We start from the raw sequence: 20,818 nt of genomic DNA on the forward strand, positions 1-20,818 counted from the left end.
ACATTATATATCGGAAAAATAGGAGAGGAAATGAAAAAATAATGAAAAAAAAAGCAGGGAGAGTCCCCCTGCTTTGTTGTCGAGAGCAAGCACTTCGCGTCGAAAAGACGTTCGGCATGAAGTGCTTGCCTTCGCTTTATAAACGTTTTGCTCCAACAAAACGTTGTTTCCAATAAGATTGATGAATAGAGTCTATTTTGACCCCTTTTGACGATGTAGAATGGATCATACGTCCGTTGCCAATATAGATTGCAACGTGAGAAATCCCTTTATGTTTCGATGTTTTAAAAAACAGCAAATCCCCCGGTGCTAATTGTTTGAGGGAAACAGGCTTTCCGACTCCATACATCGCTCCTGAAGAACGAGGAAGCGAAACGCCTACTTTTTTGTATGTATAGCTAACAAAACCAGAGCAATCAAACCCTTTTGGTGTCGTTCCTCCTGCACGATACGGTGTACCAATCACTTTATGCGCTTCAGCGATGAGCGTATTTGCCGAAAACGCAGCTTCTGTTTTGAAAGGGTTTGCAAAAAAAGTGAAACTTAGTAACATGAAGAGAGCGGCAGTGGCTAGAGACTTTTTCATTGCTTGAACCTCCAAAAGACTTGTTCCGTCGACGAATACATTATAGCAAAAAAGATGTCGAAAAATTGTTACATAGCCATTAAATTATGTTACAAATACATTACAACGGTCGGTTTTTGTAAAAATAAAGAGAGAATTTAACATATATGTCGGAATAGAAAAGTTGAATGTAGACGAGCTTCGCGATAAGATAGGGGAGAAATATATTGAAGAAGGGGAACTTAAATGGGTGATTGGATGATTTCTTCAGAAGCGATTGTCGCTTTGTTAAAAATTATTGCGATTGACATTATTCTATCTGGAGACAATGCGATTGTCATTGCGATGGCTACACGGCGATTGCCGGAAAAACAACGCAATCGGGCTATTTTATTCGGTACTGCTGGCGCGGTCATTTTGCGCATATTGTTTGCGGCCATTATCGTCTTTTTATTGCAAATTCCGTTTGTTCATTTTATTGGGGGATTATTGTTGCTTTGGATTGCGTATAAAGTGCTTGTGAATGAGGAAGAAGAAGCGAATGTGCAAGCGGCCGACCGTTTATGGAAAGCGATTTGGACGATTATTGTAGCCGATGCTGTCATGAGCTTAGATAATGTTGTGGCGATTGCCGGAGCATCAGGGGGGCATATTGGTATGATCGCTTTCGGTGTCGCAATCAGTATTCCGATTATGATTTTTGGGTCGAAGGCGATTGTGTTGGCGATGGAGAAATATAAATGGATTCCGTATGTTGGATCAGGTATTTTAGCGTGGACCGCAGGGGAGATGTTATTAAAGGATGAACAAATCAAAAAATGGATTGCTTTTCCGCACGGTTCGCAATCGCTCGTATTTCTTATTATGGTGACAGCTTCTATTTTACTAGCAGGATATGTAAAAAATAAAAAAATAGATAAACGAAAAATCGCATAAAAATTTTATGAACATATGTATAAAACAAAAAAGAACGGTCATAATGAATAATGCTAAGTGTATTCCCCCGATCCCCCTGTGAATATACTTGAAAGGGCTATCTCGATTGCGAGATAGCCCGATTTTTTTAAATAAATAAGTTTAAGCCTGCTTCTTCTGCATCACCTAAATATGTTGCGACACCGCCCACTTCGATTCCATCAATTAATTCCTCTTTTTTAATGCCCATAATGTCCATTGACATCGAGCAAGCGACAAGTTTGACACCTGCGGCCATGGCATTTTTCATTAATGTTTCAATGTCGTCTACATGTTTCTTTTCCATGACGTATTGAATCATTTTTGGTCCCATGCCTGCCATGTTCATTTTTGATAATGGGAGGTCATGAACACCTTTTGGCATCATCATGCCGAACATTTTCTCAAGCATATCTTTTTGTACCGGAGGAGCGTCTTTTTTCCGTAAAATATTTAGTCCCCAGAATGTAAAGAACATCGTTACTTTTTTGCCCATTGCCGCCGCACCAGATGCGATAATAAACGATGCAATCGCTTTATCTAAATCTCCGCTAAACACAACGATCGTTGCCCCGTCTTTTTTCGTTTCTTTTATAGATGGAGTCGGTGCTGTCGTTCCTTTTTGAATATAGGCGATAAACATTTTATTTTCGAACGTAGTTTTTAGTAACGTGTTCCCTGTTTTTTTACACCATGATTGAATGTCGCGAGCAAATCCTGGGTCCGTTGCTTTTACTTCTAATACGTCGCCATCTTTTAGCTGTTCCATTGTTTGATATACTTTCATAATTGGGCCAGGGCATTGAAGTCCGCATGCATCTAATGTTGTTGTCGCTTGAACATTCATGACATCGACACGCTCCACTTGTTTTTCTTTTTTCTCTGCTTGATGTGCTTCATATTCGTTGTAAACAGCGGCATATGTTTTATATCCGCCATCTAAGTTTTTCACGCGGAAGCCATGTTGAGTTAATATGCGTGCTGCTAAATAACCGCGTAATCCTACTTGGCAATAAACGTAGATCGTTTCATCTTTTGGTAGCTCGTGAAGTCGTTTGCGTAATTGCCCGAGCGGAATGTTGATTGAGCCCGGAATAAATCCCATGTCGCGTTCCATTTCTTCACGAACGTCCACGAGGCATGCTCCGTTTTTCACTAATTGATTGACTTCATGCCATTGAATTGTTTCGACCATGTTTTCAATCATATTTGATGCAACGTACCCTGCCATATTGACTGGGTCTTTAGCCGATGAATATGGCGGTGCGTAAGCTAATTCTAAATCTGGTAAATCGAATACTGTCATTCCACCTTTGATTGCTGTTGCAATGACATCAATTCGTTTATCCACCCCATCGTAACCGACCGCTTGAGCACCGAATATGCGACCGGTTTTGCGATCGAACAATAATTTTAGGGCGATTGGAAATGCACCTGGATAATAGCTTGCGTGTGAATTTGGATGGATGTGTAAAACTTCATATGCGATGCCGAGACGTTGTAGCGTTTTTTCGTTGTTTCCTGTTGCCGCAACCGTCATATCAAATACTTTTGCAATCGCTGTGCCAAGCGTTCCGTTGTAACGTACGTTCCGGCCATAAATATGGTCGGCAACGATTCGACCTTGGCGGTTTGCTGGCCATGCGAGCGGAATGTGAGTCGGCTTGCCGTTAATATAGTCAATCACCTCAATCGCATCACCAATCGCATAGATGGATGGATCAGACGTTTGTAAATATTCATTGACTTGAATGCCACCCCGTTCGCCAATAGTTAGTCCTGCTTGTTTGGCTAATTCATTTTCTGGTTTTACGCCAATGGCTAAGACGATCATGTCCGTTTCGATCGTTGTTCCACTTTGTAAGCGAACGATTTTTCCTTTTTGCTCAAATGATGCAACGCCATCTTCTAAAATGAGACGAACGCCTTTATCTTTTATATGTTGGTGAAGAATCGCCGCCATTTCATAGTCAACGGGTGCCATAATTTGTTTTGCCATTTCAACGAGCGTTACGTCTATGCCGCGCTCCCATAAGTTTTCTGCCATTTCTATACCGATAAAACCGCCACCGATGACGACAGCTTTTTTCGGTTTCTTTTCATCTACATATGATTTGATTCGATCTGTATCTGGAATGTTGCGCAATGTAAATAAGTCGCTTGCTTCTTCTATGCCTGGAATGTTTGGTTTGATCGGGCTTGCTCCAGGTGATAAAACGAGATAGTCATAACTTTCTTCGTACGTTTCACCTGTTGGTAAATGTTTCACAGTTACCGTTTTACGTTCGCGGTTGATCGCAATCACTTCACTTTGAATGCGGATGTCGAGATGAAATTTTTCCGCCATGCCTTCAACCGTTTGAACGAGCAAAGCATCACGCTCTGCGATAGCACCGCCGATATAATATGGAAGACCACAGTTTGCAAACGAAATATATTCTCCACGTTCAAACATCACGATTTCTGCTTGTTCATCTAAACGGCGTAGACGAGCCGCTGTTGTTGCGCCACCAGCTACACCACCAACAATGACAATTTTTTTGCTCATATTGATCAACCTCCTTACATTGTGAATTGTATCACAATAAAAATTATAGATGAAGGGGTATTAGTATTTGTTTGTGACGAATATGTGAATGTTTTCACCAAAGAACATCGTTGTATTGGTGATAGAGATATTTGTATAATTTGGTTGAAGAAAAAACTTGCACAAGGGTGGGGAAAGTATGCATCCAAGTGTAACGTTTTTAAACTTCGACAACACGTATACGTGGCAACGAAATCTTCTCCGTTTTCCTCATGAATGGATCGATATGTATGACATCGAAGGAACAAATTTATATTGTGATGATGATGCAATAAAAGAGATTGAAAAAAGAATTGCACGTCGCCATACGAGAGGGGTGACGTTGATCGGAAGCGGCAACTATCATTATGTTTCATACGTATTGCTTAAGCAGTTTCATGAGCTGTTTACACTCGTATTGTTTGATCATCATACAGACATGAACGAACAAACGCTGTTTCCGCTTCTGTCATGTGGCTCATGGGTATCATATGCTCAAAAACATGTTCCGACATTAAAACACGTTGTCATGATCGGTTCAGCAACTTCGTACGTATCTTCACATGTCACGACTTTTCCAAAAAATGATGTGATGTATGCGCCAATGACGATTGTGCGCGCCATTCCGACAAAACATGTGTACATTAGCATAGATAAAGATGTGCTTCGCCCACAAGATGCACAAACAAACTGGGACCAAGGGACGATGTCGTTGCAGATGCTTTTGACTTACATCGACTATCTTTTCCGGTACAAGCATGTGCTCGGTGTTGATGTATGCGGTGAGGATCGAACATTTTGTGTAAAAAATGAGCAAGCAAATGAAGCGATTATACGCGCATGTTTCAAACATATGCCGATATCATCTGCGTCGTAACATTTTGTGAACACAATAAAAAAAGGATAGATGTTTTCCGCCTTGCGTACTATAATGGATATTGAAAAAGGTTATCATTATTAATTGGGGGATTATGTATGGTTGCGATGACGCAATTACGAGTTGGGGAACGTGCAAAAATTGTTGATTTATCGCGAGTAAGCGATTTAGTAAAAAGAAGATTGCTAGACATGGGGGTCACGGAAGGGGCGGAAATTTGTTTAAAATGTACGATGCCACTTGGTGGCCCATTTATGATTGAAAATTGCGGACAATGCGTCGGCATTCGTCGCAATGAAGCAATGAACATTCAGGTGAAGCCGTTATGATGCATATTGCGCTTGTGGGTAATCCAAATACAGGAAAAACATCATTGTTTAATCAGTTAACCGGCACGTACGAATATGTTGGAAACTGGAGCGGCGTGACCGTTGAAAAAAAAGTGGGTGTTTTGCGAAATAAACAAGCAAAAATGATTGATTTGCCTGGCGTATATTCACTTCATCCACTTTCCCGTGATGAACGAGTGGTGACGCAATTTTTATTGACGGAGTCGTTCGATGAAATTTTAAATATCGTCGATGCCTCACAACTAGAACGGAATTTATTGTTAACTGTTCAACTACTAGAATTCGGTAAACCACTAGCGATTGCTTTAAATATGGTCGATGTAGCAGAAAGACGCGGGATACTCATTGATCAAGAAAAATTGGCAGCAGCGTTGCGCGTGCCAGTTGTTCCTGTCATTGCTCGCACAGGGAAGGGATGTGATCAAGTAGAGCATTTGTTGCTTGAAAAAGCAACAGAGCAAACAGAGCCTCTTACTCTTTTTTATGGTGGAACGATGGAACGAGCAATTGAGCGCTTTCGTGCCGCATGGGGAACGGAGGAGAAATTCCCTGTCCGTTGGTTAGCTATTCAGTTTTATGAAGGGAATAGCTATGTTCGTGATTATGTAGCGAAAAAATTGCCAGAAGCAACATGGCGCTCATTGTATGAACAAGCAGAAAAAGAAGTGCAACAAACAGAGCAAATGCCACCTGCACAGCTCATTTATGAACGGCGCCGTTCATTTGTAAAAGAAATCATTGAACAATCCGTACAGCGCAAAGAAATCGGACGGGTGACGCTAACGGATCGAATTGATGCTGTTGTAACAAATAAATATGTCGGTATTCCGCTTTTTTTATTGGCGATGTATATTTTATTTCAACTTACATTCGACTGGCTCGGAGCACCGCTTTCCGATTTGCTTGACGCATTTTTCGCTGGTCCGTTGACGAATGTGGTCACAGCGATGTTGGAAGCCATCGGGGCTTCTGAATTTATTCGTTCGCTTATCGTCGATGGCATTATCGCAGGAGTAGGCGGCGTGTTTGTATTCGTGCCACAAATTTTCATTTTGTTTTTCTTTATTTCGTTTTTAGAAGATTCGGGATATATGGCGCGTGTAGCGCTTGTCATGGATCGATTAATGGAAGCGGTCGGATTAAACGGAAAAGCATTTATTCCACTTATTATTGGATTTGGTTGTAATGTTCCTGGCGTCATGGCAGCACGGACGATTGAACAACCGCGCGAACGGCTTGTGACGATGTTGTTAACACCACTGATGTCTTGTTCGGCACGTTTGCCTGTATATGCTTTATTTGTCGGTGCGTTTTTTGCCGCACATCAAGCGATTGTCGTTCTTTCGTTATACGTTCTTGGCGTCTCACTTGCTCTTATACTCGCTAAGCTATTTTCATTAACGATCTTAAAAGAAGAAGCATCCGTATTCGTCGTTGAATTGCCACCATATCGTATGCCTCAGTGGCAAGCATTATGGCGCAGTACGTGGGATAAAGGAAAAGGATTTGTGAGAAAAGCAGGGACGTTCATTTTTGGTGGTTCCGTTGCTATTTGGCTCTTATCTTATGTCGGGCCACATGGTGTAAATGTAAATATGGACGACAGCTTTTTAGCGATGATTGGTGGTGTGCTTGCGCCGTTACTTGCTCCGCTTGGATTTGGTACGTGGCAAGCTGGTGCCGCGTTATTAACCGGATTTTTAGCAAAAGAAGTCGTTGTGTCGACGATGAACATTATTTATCACGTGCCGGATGTCGAATCGCTTCAAGGACTCATGGCATCGCACTTTACTGCTCTATCTGCATTTAGTTTTATGGTATTTGTTTTATTATATGTTCCATGTTTAGCAACTGTTGCGACGATTTATAAAGAAACACGTTCGCGAAAATGGACGATGTTTTCGATTGGTTATGCGCTAGTTTTAGCCTATATCGTTTCGTTTGTCATTTACCAAGTCGGAAGCTTATTCGGCTTCTAAAGGAAGGGATATACATGATCGCAAGTGTTGTCATCGGATCTGTCATTTTCGGATATGCAGGATGGACAATTTTCCGCTTTATTCAAAAAAGTAAACGTGGCACATGCGCTGCTTGCTCAGTCAAAGGATCATGCGGCACAAATTGTCATGAAAAAAGCTGACTTCCGTCAGCTTTTTTCAATAGATGATGCGAAAGGTCGTTTCGTGAGGGACGGTAGGAATGGCGTATTGTTCTACTCGTTCGACACGTGCAAACGGTGGTCCTTTTTTTATTTCATCAACAAATGCTTCTACTCGCTCTGTCTCGCCTTGAACTTCCATTTCGATCATATGGTCGGCTTCACAATTTTTTACCCAACCAGTTAAACCCCGCCTTCTTGCTTCATATTGGGCAAAGTAACGAAAACCTACACCTTGTACGCGACCGTGCGCAACAACGGAATAACGAACGATCATCTGTTTATCTCCTTCGCTAAAAATTTTCTATAAAAATCATACAACAGTCTACCTTGTATTGCATACGTTGAATACGTAAAAAGATGAATGAGGAGGAACTGTTGTGAACGAGATAGATCGTTACATTCAAAAAGCAGTGATGTACGACTTATTAGCGCGCTACTATCAATATAGAGATCATGATCAATATGAAAAGTATATGCGAAAACATATGGAGTATGTAGAAAAACTTGCGAAGTCACGCGAGGAAGAGCGAGTGGATGATGATGGACGCATTCGTCTGTTTCACGCTTCACCGAATGCCCCTGCAGTTGACGTATACGTGAATGGACAAAAAATATTGCGCAATATGAAATATAAACAACTAAGTCAATATATGAAAGTGCCAAAAGGAGAGCATCGCATCGACGTGTATCCAGCAGGACATACGACGTCTCCGGTTCTAAGTCAAACCATTCAAGTTTTGCCAAAAATGGCGTATACGCTTGCGGTCATTGGTGACGTACATCACTTGCAACTTCTTTCTATTCTCGATGAACCATATGCACCGTACGGAAAAGCGAAAGTGCGTTTTGCTCATTTCTCGCCCGATGCGCCAGCGGTAGATATTGCGCTACGTGGTGGGGATGTGTTGTTCCAAAATGCTTCGTTTGGAAAGGTGACGAATTATATTGAGGCGCCAGTCAACGAAAAATTGCATGTCGATGTGCGGGTGGCAGGGACAAATCAAGTCGTTTTATCGATTCCCAATGTGCGCTTCCAACCAAATAAGTCTTATACGGTCGTTGCCGTCGGTTACGTATCCCGCACTCCTTCATTACAGGTGTTAGTATTAGAGTCATAAACAGAGAGAGCATTGATCGGAATGATCAAGGCTCTTTTCGCTTTTGGCGTTGTTCGTATAATGTTTCGAGATGTTGAGCGATCGATTCATCGAATTGTTGTTCAAGTTGTTTTTTGATTTGTTTTGCAAGTGTAGGGCTTGCTCCCCCTGTTGTAATAGCAATTTGTAATTTTCCACGTGAAAAAAAGGCAGGTACATGAACGTTGCCGAAAAGATGGTTGCTCGCTACGTTGACAAGTTGATTTGGGGATGCATAGGTAGCGATTTGTTCATTGATGTTTGGATCATTCGTTGCGGCAATAATGAAAAAAGCATCGGCATAGTCGCTCGGTTCAATTGAACGTGCATGCCACGTAATTCGCTTTTGTTCGGCTAAATGAACAATGGCGTCGATCGCTTTTGGGCTAATGACGGTAATGCAAGCCCCTTCATCAAGAAGAGGGAGGAGGCGGCGATACGCAATTTGTCCGCCACCGGCAATGACCACTTTTTTCCCTGCCATTCGTATGAAAAGAGGAAACATATGCCCTACCTCCATTCTTTGACTTGTTGTTCAACGAGACGATCTAATACGTCATACGTCCGAATCGGAGGATATAATGTAAACGATACGTCGCTCGTTTGTTGTGCTTGAAGCGTTTCATGAATATAGTCAAGCAGCTGTCCGAAAAATAAAATGTATGGCACAACGGCCACTCGTCTGTGCTTCGCTGTTTTGGCAAGCGAAGTGACAACGTCAGAAAAAGAAGGAGAAGCAGCTGCTAAATAACACGGATAGACGGGGATGTTTGTTTCTTGTTGCAATAGATGAGCAATTTGTTTGAAATCAGCTTGCGCGTCTATATCGCTGCTTCCACGGCCAACGAGCACGATCGCATCAGCAGGTTCGAGTGTATTTGATATGGCAGAAACGATACGACGTTGTACGCCGAACGGTTTTCCATACGTCATCGTGACAGCGGGAAACATCTTTTTTGCTTGTTCTAATTCATATGGAATGTCGCGTTTTGCGTGGTTAGCCGACAATAGTAAAAGCGGAATGGCTAAAATGGCAGTTGCTCCATCATGAACGCAACGTTCTACCCCTGTGACAATATTCGGTTCACATAATTCTAAAAAGCATATATGTTGAATGGGGATTGAAATGGAAGAAGAGAGGCGCTCGACGAAAGCGACCGCCTCTTTTTGTCCTTCTATGGAACGACTTCCGTGACAAATATATAAAACAGCTTGCATACGTCTACCTCATTCCATGTGCAATTTTTTCTTCTAACATTGTTTCAAACCATTGCAGTTGTTCATGTAGGCGAACGACTTCCCCGACAATAATGATGCTCGGGTTCGAGATGGATTGTTTTTTTACCGCTTCTACAATCGTATGTAACGTCGCTACGATCGTTTTTTGTTCGGGAAGCGTTCCCCATTGGATGACGGCAACAGGAGTTTGTGGATGTCTGCCGTAAAACTGTAATTGTTTACAAATGAAAGGGAGATGTTTCACGCCCATATAAATGACGAGCGTATCAACTCCTTTTGCTAAATGTTCCCATTGTACCGCATCCGTTGCATCGAGTCGGCGATGACCTGTGACAAATGCAACGCTTCCGCTAAAATCGCGATGAGTGACAGGAATTCCTGCATATGCTGGAACGGCAATGCCAGATGTCACTCCGGGAACGATTTCAAACGGAATGCGATGTTTCATAAGTGCTTGCGCTTCTTCACCACCACGTCCGAATAGAAAAGGATCGCCGCCTTTCAATCTCGTGACAAATTTCCCTTTTTTTGCATGCTTCACTAAAAAATGATTAATTGTCTCTTGTTTCATTGTATGGTAATTTGGTAACTTTCCGCAATAAATCAAATCAGCATCGCGCTTGGCGTACGACAGTAGCTGTTCGTTAATGAGGCGGTCGTATAAAATCACATCTGCTTGTTGAATACATTTTAATCCTTTTACTGTAATGAGCTCAGGATCCCCAGGACCAGCGCCGACTAAATATACTTTCCCCATTGTCTCCTCCTAAATCCACTGTTTATTTTTTAGATAGGAAATGATTTGTTGAACGCATTGTTCAATTGAATATTGATCCGTATCGACGACGAGTTCTGGCGAAAGCGGTGGCTCATATGGTGAATCAATGCCGGTAAAGTCGCGAATTTCTCCATTTCGTGCTTTTTTATACAGTCCTTTTGGATCGCGTTGCTCACATGTTTCAAGCGGACAATGAACATAAATTTCGATAAATTCATCTTGCTCGAGCTTGCTGCGAACGAGTTGACGATCTTGACGGAACGGAGAAATAAAGGCAGTCAGCACGATTTGTCCACTGTCTACGAACAATTTTGCTACTTCACCAATGCGGCGAATGTTTTCTGTACGATCTTCGGCAGAAAAACCTAAATCGCTATTTAAGCCGTGACGCACGTTATCGCCATCAAGCACGTAACATTGAATGTTTTTTTCAAATAATGTTTTCGCGACCGCGTTAGCTAATGTGGACTTCCCAGACCCTGACAACCCTGTAAACCAAAGAACGAAGCTATGGTGTTTATTTTTTTTTCGTCGATCTTCTTTTGTTACACTTTCTTGATGCCAAACGATATTCATGAACGGCCACCTCCGACTGTTTGTAAACCATCCATCAGCACGCTCACAACTTCTGGGCGACTGAATGTGCTTGGTGGCATTTCACCAGCGCGCAACATTTCCCGTACTTTTGTTCCAGACAGAACGACATGAGCGGTTGCATCGTGCGGGCACGTTTTCGTTGACGCCATCGCTTCACATTTTGTGCAGTAAAAGCTATGTTCGAAAAAGAGAGGGGTAATGCCTAGCTCTTCGTTTGTAAACTGCAAGAAAATTTTTTGAGCATCATACGTGCCATAATAATTGCCAACTCCCGCATGGTCACGGCCGACGATAAAGTGGGTGCAACCAAAATTTTTACGTACGAGCGCATGAAAAATGGCTTCACGTGGACCTGCATAGCGCATTGCAGCTGTAAATACACCGAGAAAGACGCGATCTTTTGGATAATAATGTTCAAGTAATACTTGATAGCTTTTTAAACGAATGTCTGCAGGAATGTCATCTTCTTTCGTTTCGCCAACGAGCGGATTTAAATAAAGACCGTCGACGATTTCAAGTGCACATTTTTGAATGTATTCATGGGCGCGATGAACGGGATTGCGCGTTTGAAACCCGACGACTGTTTTCCAGCCAAGTTCCGCAAACCGTTGCTTTGTTTCTTTTGGTGTAAAAAAGAATGGCGAAAAAATTCCTTTATCTGTTTGACGCACAAGCTTCACAGGTCCACCGATATATATATCCGGTTTTTCAAATAATTTTTTTACGCCAGGGTGTGCCGCGTCTTCTGTTTGGTATACAAGATGCGCTTCTTTTCGCTTGTCTGGGCGATATATATGTTGCACTTCCATGGTGCCATACACCGTTCGGTCATACACGAGTTCGACTTCTTCTCCGAGCGATAGTTGTTTCGCTTGTTGTTCTGTTACTGCAAGCGTAATGGGGATGCTCCATACCGCTCCATTTGTAAGCCGCATCGTTTCGACAACCGACTCATAATCATCTTTTCCTAAAAAGCCAGTGAGCGGTTCATATCCGCCGATGGCCAGTAATTCAAGGTCACTTAACTCCGCTTTACTTAATACGATTTGTTTCATGTTCAATACCTCCTAAACTTATTATTCTTATAAAATAACTAGGTTTAAATGCCGCCACCATGTTCGTGAAACGAGCGGCGTTCCTCTGTGATCGTTTTTTTTAAGCTAATCGTTCCAAGTGTGGCGAAACAAACGCTCACAATCGCAATAGCTGTATAGACGTCGCTATGAAGCAATAATTTAATTAAACTATATGAAACAGCTAATGCAAAAATAGGCGAGACAACCCACACTTTTAGCACTTGAATGACAATTTGCTTTTGCCAAATGGAAAAGCCGCTTTTTGTTGTGCCGATACCGATAATGGCTGATGTCGTAATTTGTGTCAGTGGAACGGGAAGACCAAAAAGAGATGAAACGATGACGAGCGTTGCTCCGATTCCTGAAATAACGCATCCTTCGATCTGAGAGAACGTTGTAATTTTTTTTCCGTTCGTTTCTAATACGCGGCTACCGAGCAAAAGCGCTCCAAGGGCAACGAATAACCCGCCGAAAATGATCCCGTGTTGGACGGATAGTAAACCTGCTCCAACGAGAGGACCGACCGCGTTGGCGACATTGTTCATTCCGGCTGAAAACGCCTCGAAAAATCCAGCAATAATAAGCAAAAAGCCGATCCATTTGTTTTGTTTGACGGTTTTTCCTTTTAGCCATTTGCTAATGAAAAAAGCGAAAGAAAACGCAGCAAGCGGTGTAATGAGCCAAAACGATACAATCCATATGAGCTTGCTCACATATACGCTTTGATACGCAATACCTGCCCCAACAACCGCCCCGACTGTAATTTCGCTTGTCGATAGCGGAATGCCGAGCACGTTGGCCGCAAATAACGAAATCGTTGCCGCTGCTAAGACGATGACAACAAGCTCTGTTTGTAAAATGGATGGAGGAACGAGGCCAGAGCCGATCGTTTTCACAACTTCTCCTCCGCTTAAACTGCCGAGGAAAATGGCGATGGCGCATATGAGTAAAGCGATTCGTTTATTTGGCAATGTGCCAGAACCGTAAGCAGCTCCCATGGTCGCGGCGGCTCCGCTTCCCCCAATGTTCATCGCAAAGAAAAAAGCAATCATAAAAGCAACGATGACCAAATCACTCCCCCCTTTATGATTCGTGCAAGCCGCATTCTGTTTTTCCTAGCCCAGCCCATCGACCAGAACGTAAATCTTCTTCTGTATAAGCAGGGGCTGTACACGGGGCACAACCGATGCTCGGATATCCGCGGTCATGAAGCGGATTGTAAGAGAGATTGTGGCGATGCACATAGCGCCATACGTCTTTCCACGTCCAGTAAATGAGCGGACAAACTTTAATGTTTTGAAACTTTTTATCGCGATTAATAAATTCAACATGTTGTCGTGTTGGCGATTGTTCACGGCGCAGCCCTGAAATCCACGCTTTTTTTCCTGTCATCGCTTCTCGTAGCGGAATAATTTTTCTTAGTTCACAGCATTTGTTCGGGTCTCTTTTCCAAAGTTCTGCACCGAATTGTTTCTCTTGTTCTGCAAGTGATACAGACGGTGTTTGCAAATGAATGCGCAAGCGCGGGTATGCTCGTTTGACTCGTTCAATCGTTTCGTATGTTTCAGGAAAATGTAAATGTGTATCGAGAAACACAATGTGAGCATCATCCTTCACTTGAGAGATCAGATCAATGAGCACGATGCCTTCAATGCCAAAACTGCACGCATACAAAAGATCGTCACCATAATGGGCATACGCCCATGAAAGCACATGTAATGCTCCTTTTTCGTTATTATCGATTGGAAAAGTTGGTTTTTGAACTTCATCCCACGTTTCATACGTAATCATATCTCATCTCCCTTTCGTATTCGTCGCCCTTTCTGTTTGATTGTTTTAAATTTTAACATAATTCATTCATATGTCAATCCTAGTTTTTCTATCGGAATTTATTTTTTAAAAAACGTCATGGCAAACGAAAAAAAACATGATTATACTGTTTGTATGGGAGATGTTGAAGGGAGTGGAATATGTTTGCGGCTCATTTTATTAGAAGAATACGATGAGCGAACGATGGAATTGGCACGTCCGATTTATGATCGCCATCGTCGTGTATTGTTAGCAGCAGGAAGAAAAATTCATCCTAAATATGTAGAACGTTTGAAACAAATGGATATTCGCTACGTATTTGTTGAAGATTCGGTGTCTGAAGGCATTACTTTAGAAGAGTTGCTCGATATGCCATCATGGATGGATGCGATTGAAGTTGTTCAACAATCGTTTGATGCAGTACGAAAGCGGGAACAATTGCCGCTTCGTTCGTTGTTTAAACTAGCGGTAAAGCTCGTTGATGAAGTGAAAAAAAGAAAAGTGTTAGCGGTCATTCCGGCGACATCGCTTGAAATGGAAGCACAGCCTTATGCTCATGCTGTGAATGTCGCATTATTGTCATTGCAATTAGGGAAGAAGCTACATTTGAACGATTTACAGTTGCGCGATGTCGCGCTTGGTTCGTTGTTTCATGACATCGGAAAAGAAATTGAAGGAGAAGCGCATCATACCGTAAAGGGATTTGAATATTTACGAAAAGAGCGAGAACTTAGTTTATTATGTGCACATATGGCGTATCAACATCACGAACATGCAGACGGCTCAGGTACACCGCGCGGATTAAAAGAAACGAATATTCATTTGTACGCCCAAATTTGCGCTATTGCCAATGAATACGAAAATTTAATTTCCGCTGAATTTGTGCCGCCGCACGAAGCGCTTGAGATTATTATGGCGCGAAGCGGTATTCGGTATAGCCAGCAGCTTGTGCGGCTTTTTGTTGACACGATTCCTGCCTATTTGCCGGGAACAATGGTCAAAATGAGCGACGGAAGAAACGCAATCGTTACAAAAATTGTTGAACATATGCAACGTCCGTACGTACGGTACACGGATACACATGAAGAAATTGCGCTCGCGGATCATCCGTCGCTTCTAATCGTTGGACAGGCGATTTTATAATTTTTTGCGTAAATTTCCGAGCTCTTCAGCGATCGCTTGCATTTCGCTCGGGCTAAACGATGGCTTTTTCATCACCATATCGTATATATCTTTTAATTCATCATATAGTTGCTCATCGAAATGATCTGGTTTAATCGCATCAAAATTTAATACTTTTAATTTTTCTTTGATTTGCTCAATCATTTGTTCAACTGATAAACGCACAATTGTCATCCTTTCATACATGATTGTGTTCATTGTATCATTGTTTAACTATTCATTCTACTTTGAGAGGTGAAATAAAATGATTCGTGTGTTATTTGTTTGTTTAGGAAACATTTGTCGTTCTCCGATGGCGGAGGCGGTATTTCGACATCTTGTGAAGCAAGAAGGACTTGATCACGTCATTTCTGTTGATTCAGCAGGAACGGGAAACTGGCATATCGGTAAACCACCTCATCATGGCACACAGCGCATTTTAACAGAAAAACAAATTGATTTTACAGGATTGAAAGCACGACAAGTTACAAAAGAAGACTTTCATACATTTGATTATATTATTGGCATGGATAGCGATAATATCGCTCATCTTCGCCGTCTTGTCGGCGATGATTGTCGTGCGGTGATTGCTCGCTTTATGGACTTTGTGCCAAACCGTCGCGTAGACGATGTTCCAGACCCGTACTTTACAGGAAATTTTGAAGAAGTGTACGAATTAGTCGAAGAAGGGTGTAAACATATATTAGAGCGCGTGAAAAGAGATCATTCATTGTAAGGAGGAAAAGGCGATGGGAAAGGGGAAATGGTTGGCATTCGCTGGGATAGCTCTGTTATTGACGAATAAAAAAGCGCGTCAAGTGGTAAAAGAAGCGTGTCGTGAATGGATGGATGATGTGGAAAGAATAAAAGAGACCGTACAGCAAACGAGACAACATGTCGATGAAATGGTGAATGATTTGCAGTTTATTGTGAATAAACTAAGTGAAGTAAAAGAAACAACGCCGCAAGTGATGGAGTGGATTGGGGAACTGATTCGCAAACGCTCGACATAAGGAGCAAGGTGGTGAAAGATGATTATTAGTTTTTCCGTCGTCCGAGAGCTCATGAAACGGTTCGATGAAGATGAAGTGTTCGATTTATCGGCTGAGTTGGCATATTTCTTTTTGCTTTCGCTATTCCCGTTTTTGCTGTTTTTGCTGACGTTTTTATCGTATTTGCCCATTCCGCATGAAGATGTAATCGCCTTTTTAAGTCAATATGCTCCGAGCGAAACAGCACATTTAATTGAAACAAACATTAAGCAGCTCATGGAATTACAAAGCGGAAAATGGTTATCGTTCAGCGTACTTGCAACCGTATGGGCTGCATCGAACGGGATGTCAGCCATTATTCGCGCCTTAAATCGTGCATATGATGTAAAAGAAACGCGCTCTTTTTTTGTTGCACGTGGGGTTTCCATTTTGTTTACATTTGCCATGATTTTCGTCATTATTGTGGCGCTTGTTTTTCCTGTATTCGGAAAAATGATCGGTACATTCCTTTTTTCAGCTTTTGGGCTTTCCGATGTATTTTTACGCATATGGGAAACGATTCGTTGGTTTGTTAGTTTTATCATTTTATTTTTTGTTTTTTCTGTGCTATACGTTTTTGCGCCGAGCAAATATGTTCGTTTTCGTGACGTATGGAGCGGTTCGCTATTTGCCACAGTCGGTTGGATGGTTGTCTCTCTTGCTTTTTCGTATTATGTGAATCAGTTCGGTAACTATTCGGCGATGTACGGTAGTCTAGGTGGCATTATTGCGTTAATGGTTTGGTTTTATTTGTCCGGTATGATGATTGTATTAGGTGGAGAGTTAAACGCTATCTTTTGTTGTAAACGAGAAGGAAACATGCGCATACGGTAGTTATTCCCTCTTATAAAAAAGCCTCGCCGAAACCATATTACAAGTGAACGTCGTTATGAAGGGGGACTATACGTGACGAAAAAAACGAAAAAAGATGGCGGGACAAAACAAAAAGGAAAAAGCCGTCCGAAACATAAAACGAGCAGTAGCGCAAACGGACAAAACGGATACCATTAAAGAGAAGAGGGATGTGTTGCACATCCCTCTTATTCTGCAATTTCTTCGTGATGATAATATGTTTGGTTGTAAATATGTTCGATTTCTGCATCCGTCATGTAAACAAGTTGCTCTTGATTAAATCCACGCAATTTTGTAATAAACTCAATCATATTTTTTCTTTCTTCTCTACTCATCATGATCGCTCTCCCCTCTGTTTTAAAACAGTTTATTTTGTTTAATTGTATTATATAACAGAGGGTTAAAAAGCGTCAACGTTTTTTTCTTGTTTTTTAGAAAAATATTTTGAAAATTTTGTGAACGGGCGCTGGGCAAATAGTAAAAGAAGCAAAAGAGAGCTCATGGAGAAGAAAAATAATCCCTCTTGCTGTTGTAATACAATGCCGCCGATTGCAGGACCGCATATGCTCCCAATACTATATAGCATACCGCATAAAATGTTGCCGACAGGAAGAAGCGACGTTGGCAACAAGTCCGCCATATACGCCATACCGAGTGAAAAAAGTGAACCGACAAACATACCAGCAACGAAAAATGTTGTTGTTAGTTGCACAGGAGAAGAAAACCATGTCGCTATAGCAAAACAAAAGGCACCTACGGCTAATGAAATAATAATCATCGTTTTTCGTGAAAAGCGATCGCTTAATGTTCCGAGCGGAAGTTGAAAAGCGATGCCGCCAAGGGCAAACGCAGGAAGCATCATCGCAACTGTCTCAACGCTTAACTCGTTTCTTAGCGCATAAATAGGAAACATGCTATGAAGTGAAGCTTCTAAAAAGCCGTAGCCGAATGGCAACAACAAAGCTGGCCATGCTTGCTTCCAAGCGTGAAAAAAGCGTGTCGCTCCAACTTTTTCTGCTTCTTCCGTTTCTGGATATGTATGTGGCAAGAAAAATAATAATATCCAGCCACATAAGCTGAGCAAAGATGAAACGATAAACGGCAACGCTTCATGTATGTGAACGAGCGGAACGAGAAGCGGTCCGATCATAAAGCCGACGCCAAACGATAAACCATATAGCGAAATGTTGCGACCGCGCCGATGAGTAGGAGAAGCGTATGTAATCCATGTTTGCGAACCGAAATGAAGGATGTGATCCCCAATTCCGATGAATAGCCGAAGCATAAACCAAAACAATAACGAAGATGAGATCGGAAAAATCGTCAAAGAAACGATTACGATCGCTCCACCGGTCATAATTAAACGTTTAAAGCCGTAGCGACGAAGCGGACGTTCTAAAAAAGGTGATACGACAAGAACGCCGATGTACATCGCTGTCGCATGTATGCCGCTAAGCGATGAATGAACACCATTTTGTTCAAAAATGATAGAAATAAGCGGCAACAATAGTCCTTGAGAGAGACCTGAAATCATGACGATGCTAACTAAAATAAAAAAATGACGTTGTCGCATAATTCCCTCCTGTAATATATTCACTATGTTCGATATTAAAGCGTTTCACGAGAAGAAGCAACGAAAAAGACGGATGAAAATGGGAGTAGATTTGTGTAAAATATGGTTGATATCCCATAAATGAAAAGGAGACGATTTGATGGAACGCATCTTTTTTTTGTTAACGGTCATCGGTGTTCCACTTTCTGTTGCAGGAAGCTTACTTCATTGGCCTGCAACCCCGATGTTTGTCGTTTATTGTGTCACAATTATTGCGCTCGCTAGCTATATGGGACGAGCGACAGAAAGTTTGGCAATCGTGGCAGGTCCTCGCATCGGTGGACTTTTGAATGCGACATTTGGCAATGCCGTCGAATTGATTATATCCATTTTTGCGTTGAAAGCTGGCTTAGTAAGTGTTGTGTTGGCGTCGTTAACGGGTTCCGTGCTTGGCAACTTATTGCTTGTAGCAGGTTTATCGTTTTTTGTTGGTGGTTTGAAATATAAACGGCAATCATTTAACGTATATGATGCGCGTCATAATTCAGGTTTACTAACATTTGCTATTTTAGTTGCTTTTGTCATTCCAGAAGTATTTTCGATGACGATGAATGAACAAAAAACGTTATCATTAAGTATCGGTATTTCGATGATTATGATCGCCCTTTATTTAGCTGCGTTATATTTTAAACTTGTTACTCATCGCGGTGTATATCAACATAAAGAAGATGTGGAAGAACATGAGGAGCCAGAATGGTCAAAAGGAAAAGCGATGCTCATTTTAGCCCTTGCCACCGTCGCAGTTGCTTACGTATCCGAAAGTTTAGTTCATACGTTTGAAGTCGTCGCTCATTCATTTGGATGGAGTGAACTATTCATCGGGGTCATTATTGTTGCCATTGTCGGAAACGCTGCAGAACATGCTTCCGCCATCATTATGGCATATAAAAATAAAATGAATGTTGCTGTTGAAATTGCGATCGGCTCGACGCTGCAAATTGCGATGTTTGTTGCACCTGTATTAGTGCTCGTTTCCCTCTTATTTCCGACGCACATGGCGCTCGTTTTTACGCTTCCAGAGCTTGTGGCGATGGTGACAGCTGTCTTATTAACGATCGTTCTTTCCAACGATGGAGATACGAACTGGTTCGAGGGGGCGACACTGCTCGGGGCGTATATGATTATGGGAATTGGATTTTATTTACTGTAATCCGTCAGTTATCGCTGGCGGATTTTTTTTATGGAGAGGATAAATTGTCGACTTTTGAAAAAAATAACGATGAACGATGTAAAAAGAAAGGAGTTTCCGCATGAAAAGATGGTTTGCTTTAAGCATCATATTCATTTTCTTCTGTATTCCAACGGTTAGCGAAGCAACTGTCAAGCTCCCGCCATCGGTTATCGACATTTCAAAAGAAAATACGTATCCGAATCCGACGCAAAATTTGCCGTATTTGCAACCGAGTGAGTTAGCGAAACAACTGCTTCAGTCGGCGAATGTGAAAATTGAAAATCCGGAATTAATTCGTCTTTTAAACGAATCGTCGATTTCAAGCACGCCGTTTGCGATCGGTTATGAAGCAACGATTTATTTAGGACAATGGCCGTTGAATTATGAATCGACGGAAACATCGACGAATTGGGAGTATCAAAAAGTGAATACAAACTTCATTGATAATCGCGGTGGGAAAACAGCAGCGCGACTGACATATCGACAAGAGATGCAAAAACAAGTACGCGGGGGGCTAACCGCGAGCATCCCAAATGAAGAAGACGTAAAAAAAATGATGTTACTAACAGCAATGAAAAAGACAAACTTGCCGCTCTCGTTTAGTACGTGGATTGGCATCGGGACGAAAAAAGAACAAGCATATAACGTCCCGCCGAAAAAGTTAGGATATTTATACGCCTACGCCCCTGCGGTGAACGAAAAAGGAAAAGTGACGTACGGTGAAGTATATATCGTCTTAAAAGGAAAGAAAAAGAGCATTGTCGTCAAAAACGTGACGTCGCAAGGAATTGGCGCTTGGATTCCTGTACAAGACCGCCTATCATTCGCATTTGTCGCAAGCGACGTTCCGAGATGATGAAAAAAGCTTGTCGAGCGCCCCGAC

25 protein-coding genes are annotated in these 20,818 nt (G+C 42.0%); 12 read left to right on the forward strand and 13 right to left on the reverse strand.

What is annotated here, in order from left to right:
* Positions 1-136: 136 nt before the first annotated feature.
* Positions 137-586, reverse strand: a complete 450-nt coding sequence (locus AFK25_RS01665; protein WP_009360808.1) for a C40 family peptidase — start codon at positions 584-586, stop codon at positions 137-139.
* Positions 587-811: 225 nt separating this feature from the next.
* On the opposite strand from AFK25_RS01665, the gene AFK25_RS01670 reads away from it, so the two are divergent.
* Positions 812-1,501 (forward strand): TerC family protein, encoded by a 690-nt coding sequence (locus tag AFK25_RS01670; RefSeq protein ID WP_019418593.1) that lies wholly within the window; start codon positions 812-814, stop codon positions 1,499-1,501.
* A 127-nt stretch (positions 1,502-1,628) separates the two neighbouring features.
* Here the strand turns inward: AFK25_RS01670 and cdr are convergent, their stop codons facing one another.
* Positions 1,629-4,067, reverse strand: a complete 2,439-nt coding sequence (gene cdr, locus AFK25_RS01675; RefSeq protein WP_035063943.1) for a CoA-disulfide reductase — start codon at positions 4,065-4,067, stop codon at positions 1,629-1,631.
* A 178-nt stretch (positions 4,068-4,245) separates the two neighbouring features.
* Here cdr and AFK25_RS01680 point away from each other — a divergent pair, with 178 nt between their 5' ends.
* From AFK25_RS01680 to AFK25_RS01695, 4 genes are all read left to right on the forward strand, one after another.
* Positions 4,246-4,962, forward strand: a complete 717-nt coding sequence (locus AFK25_RS01680; protein WP_035063944.1) for an arginase family protein — start codon at positions 4,246-4,248, stop codon at positions 4,960-4,962.
* A gap of 98 nt (positions 4,963-5,060) precedes the next feature.
* Positions 5,061-5,291, forward strand: a complete 231-nt coding sequence (locus tag AFK25_RS01685; RefSeq protein WP_009360812.1) for a FeoA family protein — start codon at positions 5,061-5,063, stop codon at positions 5,289-5,291.
* Entirely contained in the window at positions 5,288-7,291 is a 2,004-nt protein-coding gene (feoB, locus tag AFK25_RS01690; protein ID WP_035063945.1) for a ferrous iron transport protein B, read from the forward strand. The genes AFK25_RS01685 and feoB overlap by 4 nt, the downstream gene beginning before the upstream one ends.
* 14 nt (positions 7,292-7,305) lie before the next feature.
* A complete protein-coding gene (locus AFK25_RS01695; RefSeq protein ID WP_035063948.1) occupies positions 7,306-7,452 on the forward strand; it encodes a FeoB-associated Cys-rich membrane protein in 147 nt (48 codons plus the stop codon).
* Between the two features lie 16 nt (positions 7,453-7,468).
* Here AFK25_RS01695 and AFK25_RS01700 read toward each other — a convergent pair whose 3' ends face one another.
* A complete protein-coding gene (locus AFK25_RS01700) occupies positions 7,469-7,747 on the reverse strand; it encodes an acylphosphatase (RefSeq protein WP_009360814.1) in 279 nt (92 codons plus the stop codon).
* Between the two features lie 103 nt (positions 7,748-7,850).
* Between AFK25_RS01700 and AFK25_RS01705 the strand changes: the two genes are divergently transcribed.
* On the forward strand, positions 7,851-8,591 hold the full coding sequence (locus AFK25_RS01705) for a DUF4397 domain-containing protein (protein WP_035063950.1): 741 nt from the start codon (positions 7,851-7,853) through the stop codon (positions 8,589-8,591).
* 25 nt (positions 8,592-8,616) lie between these two features.
* Here AFK25_RS01705 and AFK25_RS01710 read toward each other — a convergent pair whose 3' ends face one another.
* Genes AFK25_RS01710 through AFK25_RS01740 form a run of 7 tightly spaced genes read right to left on the reverse strand, consistent with a single transcriptional unit; the run spans position 8,617 to position 14,090 of the window.
* Positions 8,617-9,114, reverse strand: a complete 498-nt coding sequence (locus tag AFK25_RS01710; protein ID WP_019418587.1) for an NAD(P)-dependent oxidoreductase — start codon at positions 9,112-9,114, stop codon at positions 8,617-8,619.
* A gap of 5 nt (positions 9,115-9,119) precedes the next feature.
* Positions 9,120-9,827 carry a sirohydrochlorin chelatase gene (locus tag AFK25_RS01715; RefSeq protein WP_035063952.1) on the reverse strand — a complete coding sequence of 236 codons (708 nt, stop codon included), beginning with the start codon at positions 9,825-9,827 and terminating at the stop codon, positions 9,120-9,122.
* Positions 9,828-9,831: 4 nt separating this feature from the next.
* A complete protein-coding gene (gene cobA, locus AFK25_RS01720; protein ID WP_035063954.1) occupies positions 9,832-10,605 on the reverse strand; it encodes a uroporphyrinogen-III C-methyltransferase in 774 nt (257 codons plus the stop codon).
* 9 nt (positions 10,606-10,614) lie between these two features.
* Positions 10,615-11,202, reverse strand: a complete 588-nt coding sequence (cysC, locus tag AFK25_RS01725; RefSeq protein WP_035063956.1) for an adenylyl-sulfate kinase — start codon at positions 11,200-11,202, stop codon at positions 10,615-10,617.
* Positions 11,199-12,278, reverse strand: coding sequence for a sulfate adenylyltransferase (gene sat / locus AFK25_RS01730; protein ID WP_035063958.1), 1,080 nt, complete (start codon positions 12,276-12,278; stop codon positions 11,199-11,201). The genes cysC and sat overlap by 4 nt, the downstream gene beginning before the upstream one ends.
* A 44-nt stretch (positions 12,279-12,322) precedes the next feature.
* Positions 12,323-13,369: a sulfate permease gene (locus tag AFK25_RS01735; RefSeq protein WP_081957625.1), complete on the reverse strand. Its 1,047-nt coding sequence runs from the start codon at positions 13,367-13,369 to the stop codon at positions 12,323-12,325.
* 13 nt (positions 13,370-13,382) lie between these two features.
* Positions 13,383-14,090: a phosphoadenylyl-sulfate reductase gene (locus AFK25_RS01740; RefSeq protein WP_009360822.1), complete on the reverse strand. Its 708-nt coding sequence runs from the start codon at positions 14,088-14,090 to the stop codon at positions 13,383-13,385.
* A 183-nt stretch (positions 14,091-14,273) separates the two neighbouring features.
* Here AFK25_RS01740 and AFK25_RS01745 point away from each other — a divergent pair, with 183 nt between their 5' ends.
* The gene (locus AFK25_RS01745) at positions 14,274-15,251 is read left to right on the forward strand and encodes an HD-GYP domain-containing protein (RefSeq protein ID WP_035063960.1); all 978 of its coding nucleotides are present in this window, start codon (positions 14,274-14,276) and stop codon (positions 15,249-15,251) included.
* Here AFK25_RS01745 and AFK25_RS01750 read toward each other — a convergent pair.
* Positions 15,246-15,464: a DUF1128 domain-containing protein gene (locus AFK25_RS01750; RefSeq protein WP_019418581.1), complete on the reverse strand. Its 219-nt coding sequence runs from the start codon at positions 15,462-15,464 to the stop codon at positions 15,246-15,248. The two genes, AFK25_RS01745 and AFK25_RS01750, sit on opposite strands and share 6 nt — an antisense overlap.
* Positions 15,465-15,534: 70 nt before the next feature.
* On the opposite strand from AFK25_RS01750, the gene AFK25_RS01755 reads away from it, so the two are divergent.
* The 3 genes from AFK25_RS01755 to AFK25_RS01765 are packed head-to-tail and all read left to right on the forward strand — an operon-like array spanning position 15,535 to position 17,134.
* Entirely contained in the window at positions 15,535-16,005 is a 471-nt protein-coding gene (locus tag AFK25_RS01755; RefSeq protein ID WP_009360825.1) for a low molecular weight protein-tyrosine-phosphatase, read from the forward strand.
* Between the two features lie 13 nt (positions 16,006-16,018).
* The gene (locus AFK25_RS01760) at positions 16,019-16,282 is read left to right on the forward strand and encodes a hypothetical protein (protein WP_019418580.1); all 264 of its coding nucleotides are present in this window, start codon (positions 16,019-16,021) and stop codon (positions 16,280-16,282) included.
* A gap of 18 nt (positions 16,283-16,300) precedes the next feature.
* Entirely contained in the window at positions 16,301-17,134 is an 834-nt protein-coding gene (locus AFK25_RS01765) for a YihY/virulence factor BrkB family protein (protein WP_009360827.1), read from the forward strand.
* Positions 17,135-17,340: 206 nt separating this feature from the next.
* Here the strand turns inward: AFK25_RS01765 and AFK25_RS01770 are convergent, their stop codons facing one another.
* Both AFK25_RS01770 and AFK25_RS01775 read right to left on the reverse strand, forming a co-directional pair.
* Entirely contained in the window at positions 17,341-17,487 is a 147-nt protein-coding gene (locus AFK25_RS01770; protein WP_033383638.1) for a BH0509 family protein, read from the reverse strand.
* Between the two features lie 65 nt (positions 17,488-17,552).
* The gene (locus tag AFK25_RS01775; protein WP_035063965.1) at positions 17,553-18,725 is read right to left on the reverse strand and encodes an MFS transporter; all 1,173 of its coding nucleotides are present in this window, start codon (positions 18,723-18,725) and stop codon (positions 17,553-17,555) included.
* A 139-nt stretch (positions 18,726-18,864) separates the two neighbouring features.
* Here AFK25_RS01775 and cax point away from each other — a divergent pair, with 139 nt between their 5' ends.
* Positions 18,865-19,914: a calcium/proton exchanger gene (gene cax, locus AFK25_RS01780; protein ID WP_009360830.1), complete on the forward strand. Its 1,050-nt coding sequence runs from the start codon at positions 18,865-18,867 to the stop codon at positions 19,912-19,914.
* 100 nt (positions 19,915-20,014) lie between these two features.
* Positions 20,015-20,791: a YfkD famly protein gene (locus AFK25_RS01785; RefSeq protein ID WP_009360831.1), complete on the forward strand. Its 777-nt coding sequence runs from the start codon at positions 20,015-20,017 to the stop codon at positions 20,789-20,791.
* The last annotated feature ends 27 nt before the right edge of the window (positions 20,792-20,818 follow it).

The organism is Anoxybacillus gonensis, from assembly GCF_001187595.1.
GTDB classification, from domain to species: domain Bacteria; phylum Bacillota; class Bacilli; order Bacillales; family Anoxybacillaceae; genus Anoxybacillus; species Anoxybacillus gonensis.

Coding starts and splice junctions, on each gene's coding strand:
- AFK25_RS01740 (WP_009360822.1), bottom strand. CDS start 14,090: ATGATTACGTATGAAACGTGGGATGAAGTTCAAAAACCAACTTTTCCA.
- AFK25_RS01760 (WP_019418580.1), top strand. CDS start 16,019: ATGGGAAAGGGGAAATGGTTGGCATTCGCTGGGATAGCTCTGTTATTG.
- AFK25_RS01700 (WP_009360814.1), bottom strand. CDS start 7,747: ATGATCGTTCGTTATTCCGTTGTTGCGCACGGTCGCGTACAAGGTGTA.
- AFK25_RS01755 (WP_009360825.1), top strand. CDS start 15,535: ATGATTCGTGTGTTATTTGTTTGTTTAGGAAACATTTGTCGTTCTCCG.
- AFK25_RS01750 (WP_019418581.1), bottom strand. CDS start 15,464: ATGACAATTGTGCGTTTATCAGTTGAACAAATGATTGAGCAAATCAAA.
- feoB (WP_035063945.1), top strand. CDS start 5,288: ATGATGCATATTGCGCTTGTGGGTAATCCAAATACAGGAAAAACATCA.
- AFK25_RS01670 (WP_019418593.1), top strand. CDS start 812: ATGGGTGATTGGATGATTTCTTCAGAAGCGATTGTCGCTTTGTTAAAA.
- AFK25_RS01770 (WP_033383638.1), bottom strand. CDS start 17,487: ATGAGTAGAGAAGAAAGAAAAAATATGATTGAGTTTATTACAAAATTG.
- cobA (WP_035063954.1), bottom strand. CDS start 10,605: ATGGGGAAAGTATATTTAGTCGGCGCTGGTCCTGGGGATCCTGAGCTC.
- AFK25_RS01680 (WP_035063944.1), top strand. CDS start 4,246: ATGCATCCAAGTGTAACGTTTTTAAACTTCGACAACACGTATACGTGG.
- AFK25_RS01695 (WP_035063948.1), top strand. CDS start 7,306: ATGATCGCAAGTGTTGTCATCGGATCTGTCATTTTCGGATATGCAGGA.
- sat (WP_035063958.1), bottom strand. CDS start 12,278: ATGAAACAAATCGTATTAAGTAAAGCGGAGTTAAGTGACCTTGAATTA.
- cysC (WP_035063956.1), bottom strand. CDS start 11,202: ATGAATATCGTTTGGCATCAAGAAAGTGTAACAAAAGAAGATCGACGA.
- AFK25_RS01715 (WP_035063952.1), bottom strand. CDS start 9,827: ATGCAAGCTGTTTTATATATTTGTCACGGAAGTCGTTCCATAGAAGGA.
- cax (WP_009360830.1), top strand. CDS start 18,865: ATGGAACGCATCTTTTTTTTGTTAACGGTCATCGGTGTTCCACTTTCT.
- AFK25_RS01665 (WP_009360808.1), bottom strand. CDS start 586: ATGAAAAAGTCTCTAGCCACTGCCGCTCTCTTCATGTTACTAAGTTTC.
- AFK25_RS01685 (WP_009360812.1), top strand. CDS start 5,061: ATGGTTGCGATGACGCAATTACGAGTTGGGGAACGTGCAAAAATTGTT.
- AFK25_RS01775 (WP_035063965.1), bottom strand. CDS start 18,725: ATGCGACAACGTCATTTTTTTATTTTAGTTAGCATCGTCATGATTTCA.
- AFK25_RS01765 (WP_009360827.1), top strand. CDS start 16,301: ATGATTATTAGTTTTTCCGTCGTCCGAGAGCTCATGAAACGGTTCGAT.
- AFK25_RS01785 (WP_009360831.1), top strand. CDS start 20,015: ATGAAAAGATGGTTTGCTTTAAGCATCATATTCATTTTCTTCTGTATT.
- cdr (WP_035063943.1), bottom strand. CDS start 4,067: ATGAGCAAAAAAATTGTCATTGTTGGTGGTGTAGCTGGTGGCGCAACA.
- AFK25_RS01710 (WP_019418587.1), bottom strand. CDS start 9,114: ATGTTTCCTCTTTTCATACGAATGGCAGGGAAAAAAGTGGTCATTGCC.